General features: G+C 64.8%; 7 protein-coding genes and 1 pseudogene. 6 read left to right on the top strand and 2 right to left on the bottom strand.

Annotation, left to right across the window (positions count from 1 at the left end; all coding sequences use genetic code 11):
* Positions 1–11: 11 nt before the first annotated feature.
* Together JOZ00_RS15080 and JOZ00_RS15085 are read right to left on the bottom strand one after the other, a co-directional pair.
* Positions 12–1712: an MOSC domain-containing protein gene (locus JOZ00_RS15080; protein WP_293344847.1), complete on the bottom strand. Its 1701-nt coding sequence runs from the start codon at positions 1710–1712 to the stop codon at positions 12–14.
* Between the two features lie 26 nt (positions 1713–1738).
* Positions 1739–2455: an SDR family oxidoreductase gene (locus tag JOZ00_RS15085; RefSeq protein WP_293344849.1), complete on the bottom strand. Its 717-nt coding sequence runs from the start codon at positions 2453–2455 to the stop codon at positions 1739–1741.
* A gap of 217 nt (positions 2456–2672) precedes the next feature.
* On the opposite strand from JOZ00_RS15085, the gene JOZ00_RS15090 reads away from it, so the two are divergent.
* The 6 genes and pseudogenes from JOZ00_RS15090 to JOZ00_RS15115 all read left to right on the top strand — a co-directional run.
* On the top strand, positions 2673–3545 hold the full coding sequence (locus JOZ00_RS15090) for an alpha/beta hydrolase (protein WP_293344851.1): 873 nt from the start codon (positions 2673–2675) through the stop codon (positions 3543–3545).
* Positions 3546–3625: 80 nt separating this feature from the next.
* Positions 3626–4321: a TetR family transcriptional regulator gene (locus tag JOZ00_RS15095; RefSeq protein ID WP_293344853.1), complete on the top strand. Its 696-nt coding sequence runs from the start codon at positions 3626–3628 to the stop codon at positions 4319–4321.
* On the top strand, positions 4322–4969 hold the full coding sequence (locus tag JOZ00_RS15100; protein WP_293344855.1) for a TetR/AcrR family transcriptional regulator: 648 nt from the start codon (positions 4322–4324) through the stop codon (positions 4967–4969).
* A 178-nt stretch (positions 4970–5147) separates the two neighbouring features.
* A complete protein-coding gene (locus JOZ00_RS15105) occupies positions 5148–6029 on the top strand; it encodes a DUF427 domain-containing protein (RefSeq protein WP_293344857.1) in 882 nt (293 codons plus the stop codon).
* 19 nt (positions 6030–6048) lie between these two features.
* Entirely contained in the window at positions 6049–6642 is a 594-nt protein-coding gene (locus JOZ00_RS15110) for a TMEM175 family protein (RefSeq protein WP_293344859.1), read from the top strand.
* A gap of 2 nt (positions 6643–6644) precedes the next feature.
* Positions 6645–6889, top strand: a pseudogene (locus JOZ00_RS15115) (haloacid dehalogenase type II); the annotation flags it as partial.

Here is a 6889-nt window from a genome sequence, read left to right on the forward strand (position 1 = left end):
AGCCGATCTCGCTACAGGTCCAGCACCAGGTCGGTTTCCGGTGCCGCCGAGCAGATCAGCACCGAGCCTGGGGCGGGCGGCTCCAACGGCTGCTGGACGTAGGTGATAGTCCCGGCGACGACGCCGGTGAGGCACACGTGGCAGACCCCGCTTCGGCACGAGAAGCGGGTCGGCACGTCGCACGCTTCGGCGAAATCGAGGATGGTCCGGTAGTCGGACGCCCATTTCACCGTTAAGTTGCTGCGCGCGAACGTGATCGACGGCCCGGCGCCTGGCGCTCCGGCGGGCGGGTGCGGCGGTTTACTCTCGCCCGTGGCGACGATGCCGGGATTGATGGACGGCAGGGCGCCGAACAGTTCGCTGTGAATGCCGGCGGGGTCGAGTCCGGCGTGCGTCAGATAATCACGCATGTCCGCCATGAATTGTGTTGGACCGCAGAGGTACACGACGGCATCGGTGGGCAGGCCCAACCCGGTGATCGATTCCTGGCCCAGCCGACCCTGCGTCTCGGTGTAGAACACTTGCTGCCGTGCGTGCGGCAGCGACTCGATGAGGGCCGTGACTTCGGTTGCAAGCGCTAGGGTTTCGTGGCTATGGGTGGTGTGCAGCCACCAGATGTCGCGGTTGCTCCGCGCGGCCGACAACGCATGCAGCATCGCCAGCACCGGTGTCGCCCCGATCCCGGCCGAGAGCAGCACGACGGGGCTGTCGTCCTCGGTGAGGTAGAAGTCGCCGCGCGGGACGGCCGCTTCTATTACCGAGCCCGCCCGCAGGTGGGCGTGCAGCCAGCGGCTCACCACACCGTGATCTTCGCGCTTGACGCTGATGCGGTAGTACCCCGCCGCGGGATCGGCGGACAGGGAGTAGCTGCGCAGCGGCGCCGGGTCGCCGGCCTCCGGAATCTTCACGGTCAGGTACTGGCCGGGCAGCGGCGGTGGCAGCTGCGCATCGGACTCGAGCCGAATCGAGAGCACCTGCGGGCTTTCCGGACGCAACTCGGCGACCCGTAGCGCACGGAAGCCGTTCCACCCAGCCTTTGCCTCGATGGGCGCCGCCGATGCGGCGCCCCGATGCTCGGCCAACATGTCGTGAAACGACTGCTGCCAACCCGGGCTCAGCGCCGGAACGTCGACGGCCTCGCCGAGCCGGTCCCAATTGCGGTCGGGCAGATACAGCAGCGCATCGATATCGGCGACGCTGAGCTCATGGGGGCCGCGGCGGGTCCGGACGATGTCGTCACCGGCCCGGACGCGCCCCTCGGTGATGACGCGGAAGTAGAACCCCGGACGATGCTGAGAGACAAGCAAATTCGGCATCTCGGGCTCGTTGAGGCGCACGCCGACGCGAAAACACGTCACCCGTGGCTGGGTGACCTCGAATTCGGCATCGCCGATGCGATAGCGGTCACCGATACATACCTCATCGTCGGCGAGACCCGTGATCGTGAAGTTCTCTCCGAAGCTGCCGGGTGCGAGATCGTCGCGACTCAGGTAGGACTTCCAGAACTCGTACGACTCGACCTGGTAGACCATCACGGCGCGTTGTTCACCACCGTGGCCGGCGAGGTCCCCTTGACCGTCGCCGTCGAGGTTGAGCCGGCGCGCGGTGACCGGCCCTTCGACCGGTGTCTTCCATATCCCCGTGTAGACCGTTTTGCCGTGCCATTGCACGTTTTTGGGCATTCCCACGTTCACCGAAACGAGCTTGCCCACCATGTCACCTCGAATTAGGTCAGTCCCTAGACCAGCGGTTCGCCGCCGTCCACCCTCAACGTCATACCAGTCATGAACGTGTTGGTCATGGCGAACAGCACCGCTTGGGCGATGTCATCGGGGGTCCCGATCCGTCCTACCGGGTTGCCGTCGGCGATGTGCTCGAAGTAGTCCCGCTTGCCGTCGTCGCCGAGCGAATCCCAGGCTCCGGTGTCGATGACTCCGGGAGACACCGCGTTGACCCGGACGGGCGCGAGCTCGACGGCCAGCCAGCGGGCCAGGAAGTCGACGGCGCCGTTGGTGATGCCTACGCCGAGATAGCCGACATTGTGCTTGAAGGCGTGGACACCGGAGAACAGGACGAACGAGCCGCCCGATTTGATCTGCGGGGCAAAGTATTTGGCCAACATCGTGGGTCCGATGACCTTCGTGTCGAATGACAGCTGCAGCTTTTGGCGATCCAGCTCACCGAGCCTTCCGCGGGCGCGCGCCGATGCCGTCGACACGACGTGGTCGACCTCCCCCACGCGGTCCGCGAAAGCGGCGATGGATTCATCGTCGGTGAGGTCGACCGCCTCCGCGGTGAGGTCGCCGTCGCCGTAGGCGTCGGCCAGTTTGTCCCGGTCCCGCCCGGCCACCACGACGCGTGCGCCCTCGGACTGCGCGAGCACGGTGACCGCCCGCGCTATCCCGCTGCCGCGCCCGACGACCACGACCTTCTTGTCCCGCAAGGCGTTAGGCACGGCGCGCTTCTCCTCTGCCCCTTCGGACCGCTCGCGACGCGCGCGCTCGACGCCATCGCACGATCCGAACGATTGGGATGGTTGGCCCAGAATATGGCAGGCCGGTGCGCAGGGCAACATATCGGCTTTCGAGGACTGTTGCCCGCCGCCCGTCTGATGCATAATGGGTCACCTGACCCAGAAACTGTGTACGGGGTTTCCGCTCGGGAGGAATGTCATGCCGGCTGTTCATCATCGATACGCCACCGTCGACGGCCATCGGCTCTTCTTCCGCGAAGCCGGCCACCCCGCCGCGCCCGCGGTGGTGCTGCTGCACGGGTTCCCGACCAGCTCGCACATGTTTCGCAATCTGATACCGGCCCTCGCCGACCGCTACCACGTCATCGCGCCGGACCATCTTGGTTTCGGGCTGTCCGACGCCCCGACGGTCGAGGAATTCGACTACACCTTCGACGCGCTGACCGACCTCACAGCCGGGCTGCTGCAAACGCTCGGTATCGACAGGTATGCGATGTACGTCCAGGATTACGGGGCGCCTATCGGCTGGCGGCTGGCACTGAAGAGCCCCGCGTCGATCACCGCGATCATCACCCAGAGCGGCAACGGATACGACGCGGGATTCGTCGAGAGCTTCTGGAAGATCGTCCGGGCCTACCAACGTGAACAGACGCCCGAAACCGAGGGCGCCGTGCGGCAGTTCCTCACGCTCGACGCCACCCGGTGGCAGTACCTGACGGGCGTGCCCGACGAGACGCTGGTCGATCCCGAATCCTGGCATCACGACTACGCGCTGATCTCCCGGCCCGGAAATGACCTGGTGCAGCTGAAACTGCTTCGCGACTACGCAACCAATGCGCCGCTATACCCGCGGCTGCACGAATACTTCCGCACCAATCCCGTACCGCTACTGGCGGTGTGGGGCCGCGGCGACGAGATCTTCGGGCCGGCCGGTGCCGAGGCGTTCGCCGATGACTTGCCCGATGCCGAGATCCATCTGCTCGACGGCGGCCACTTCCTGTTGGAGTCCGCCCTCGACGAAGTCGCCGACCTGATCCGCGGCTTCCTCGCCAAGGTGCTACCCGATGCATAGTGCGCTGCACGCGCCCGGCCGCGCCACCATGTGGGCTGGATATCCCATAATCGAGAGCGATTGCGGGTTAACCTGGGGCGATGGCCCATCCCGATGTTCGCGACGAACAACGGTTGACTGCCAAGGGGCGTGCCACCCGCGACCGGATCGTGCAGGCCGCCGCCCAGCTGATCGTCACCGACGGCCTGTCGACTTCGAACATGGAGAGCGTGCGCCGGGCCGCTTCGGTCAGCGGCTCTCAGCTCGCCCACTATTTCGCTGACAAGAGCGAGCTGATTCGCGCGGTGATCCGACGACAAGTCGGCGTAGTTCTGGATTTTCACCGCCAGCCCGGGCTCCGACAGTTGCGGTCGTTCGACGACTTCGAACGGTGGATCGACCTCAACATGCGCTATCTGCGACGCATCGGATTCGTCGGCACACCTACGTATCACGCCCTTGCCGCCCAGTTGGCGAAGTCCGACAACGACACTCGCGAAGCCTTGGGGGCAGGCTACCGGCAATGGATCGAGTTGCTACAGCACGCAATCCAGGGAATGAAGGACGACGGGATTCTCGTGGCCGACGCCGACCCTCGACAACTGGCGATGGTGATCGTCTGCGCTCACCAAGGGGGTGGCACCTTGGCCTTCACCTACCGAGCCGAATGGCCGCACGCCGACGCGACTCGTTTCGCGGTCAACTACCTTCGCATGTTCGCCACCCACAGCGCCGAACGTGTCCCACGCCCACCGCGGCGGACCCGGGCTCGTCGTCCGGCGAGCAAAGCCGGCTGAATGACCGACGACACAGAACCGCGCTTCACTCGCAAGGGACTGGCGACCCGCGCCCGCATCGTCAACGTGGCCGCGCGTCTCATCTTCGAGCGCGGCATCGCAAACACCAGCATCGACCAGGTGCGCCGCGCCGCGGGGGTGGGCGGATCGCAGATCGCGCACTACTTCCGCGACAAGCGCGACCTGACCCGCCAGGTTGTCGACGCGCGCCGCAACGACGTTCGTGTGTTTCACACCCAGCCGCAGTTCGCCGCCCTCGACAGCATCGCCGCCCTGCAGGCGTGGGCTGACGCCTGCGTGTCCGACATCGACACCGTGTACCGCGTCGGAGGTTGCGTCTATGGTTCCCTGGCCGGCGAGCTGATCGAGGCCGACGACGAAATACACGACGATCTGTCCGCCGGATATGACCAATGGATCGCGCTGTTCCGGGCAGGTCTGACGGCGATGCGCGACCGCGGTGACCTGCGCCCCGAGGCGGATCCGCAACACCTGGCCGTTTCGCTGGTGGTCGCGCACCAGGGCGGCGCCATGCTCACTCACGCCACCGGCGATCCACAGCCGCTGCGGGCCGCCGTCAATGGCGCCGTCGACTACGTGCGCTCCTTCGCGGTTCGCCCGCGCTCTCGCAAGGGCCGGTCCACCTAAAATAATGGGTCGACGAACCCATTCAGCTGACGTCGTCGGCCGCGTATCATTGCCGCAGTTCGGCTTCGCATGTCGATATTTGAAGCCCTACTAACGATTTGGAAAGAGGCAGCAAGTGTCGGTCACCGATTCGCTCTAGCTGCCCACCGGCGGTCCTCCGGGAAGGGAGAACACCACGATGGGGTTGGCATGGCAGCAGGGTCCATTGGCCCTCGGATCGGTCGGGCACTTTCTCACCGAACAGCCGATGCCCCCACGGTTGTTGTTCGCCGAACCGTTGCGCCGCCGCATGAGAGTGCGCTTCGCCGACCGCTGGATTGCCGACAGCGAGGACGTCATCCTGCTGCACCAGCCGGGCCGCTACCCCGTCGCGTACTTTCCGCCCACCGATATCGAGTCGGGGGTGTTGATCACCGAGGACCGGGTCACCGAGCACCGCGACCTCGGCGCCACCCAATGGTTCAGCATCAAAATCGCTGAGCGAGAAGCGAACCACAGCGCCTGGCAGCACACTTCGCTACCGCGCCACGCCGCGGTCCTCGATGGACGGGTGGCCTTCGCCTGGCGCTCCATGGACGCGTTCTACGAAGAGAACGAACGCATAGTCGGGCACGCCTCCGACGCCTACCACCGCATCGACATCCGGTCCACATCAAGGCATCTCGTCGTCCGGGATGGCGAGAAGGTGATCGCCGATACCCAACACCCGCTGGCGCTGTACGAATCGGGCTTCGCGCCCCGCTGGTATGTGGCGCGCGAGGATATCGACGAATCCGCACTTAAACTCGTTGACGTACAGACTTTCTGCCCGTACAAGGGAATATGTTCCTACTACGACATCGGGGACCGCCAGCGTGCCGCGTGGTCGTACATCAACGCCTGGCGCGAGGTGGTGCGGGTGACCAATCTGGTGTCCTTCGAGCCCGACAAGGTCGACGTCTTTCTCGACGGCCAGCAACTGCAGCTCGAGCCCGGCCAAACCGTGATCCCCCATGGCGTCGACCGCGGTCTCGACACCGATGAGGTTTCCACCAGAACGCCCACCAGCAACAAACGCTGAACGCGAACGGGAGACAGCGGTGGCGGTGCGGCAAATCACTCCCGACCGGGTACGCGCGTTCTCCGACGGCGTGTTCGCGGTCCTCATCACCGTCTTGGTTCTTGAGCTGAAACCGCCTGCCGCTCACGGTTTTAGCGCTCTCCTACCGCTTTGGCCCACCGGTCTGAGCTACGTAGTCAGCTACTTGTTCATCGCGATTGTCTGGGTCAACCACCACCACATGTTCAACTACGCCGAGACCGCCACGCCGCGCTTGGTGTGGTCGAATTTCGCGCATTTGTTTTCGGTGTCGCTCATCCCTTTCACCACCGAGTGGATCGCCGACAGTAGGCTGGCCGCGGCGCCGGTAAGTCTGTACGCCGCTGTCTTCGTCCTCGTCAACATCACCTATCTTGCGCTGTGCTGGGAGGCCGTCGATCGGCCCTCCCACGAAGATGTTTCAGTGCGGATGCGCAGGTTGATGCAGATGCGCTCGTTCATCACGATCGCAGTCTTCGTGACAGCTGCGCTGCTCGCCCTCCGATGGCCGGTTGTGGCGATGGCGTTGATCTGCCTGTGCCTCATCGGTTATCTGCGACCGGACGTTCCCGAACAGAAGAATGTCGAGTCGTGACGATGCCGAAGCCGTCCGTCCTCGTTTTCGACGTCAACGAGACCCTGCTTGACATCGATTCCATCGCACCGCTTTTCGGAGACCTGTTCGGCGACGAACGAGTGCTGCGCGAATGGTTCGGCCAGCTCGTCATGTATTCGATGACCGCCACGCTGGCGGACTCCTATGTGGACTTCTTTGCGCTCGGCCAGGGCGTCCTGAAGATGGTGGGCGACATTCACGGGGTCGACATCACCGACGACGACGT

The organism is Mycobacterium sp., from assembly GCF_019243155.1.
In the GTDB taxonomy this organism is placed as follows: domain Bacteria; phylum Actinomycetota; class Actinomycetes; order Mycobacteriales; family Mycobacteriaceae; genus Mycobacterium.

Coding starts and splice junctions, on each gene's coding strand:
- JOZ00_RS15095 (WP_293344853.1), top strand. CDS start 3,626: ATGGCCCATCCCGATGTTCGCGACGAACAACGGTTGACTGCCAAGGGG.
- JOZ00_RS15105 (WP_293344857.1), top strand. CDS start 5,148: ATGGGGTTGGCATGGCAGCAGGGTCCATTGGCCCTCGGATCGGTCGGG.
- JOZ00_RS15090 (WP_293344851.1), top strand. CDS start 2,673: ATGCCGGCTGTTCATCATCGATACGCCACCGTCGACGGCCATCGGCTC.
- JOZ00_RS15100 (WP_293344855.1), top strand. CDS start 4,322: ATGACCGACGACACAGAACCGCGCTTCACTCGCAAGGGACTGGCGACC.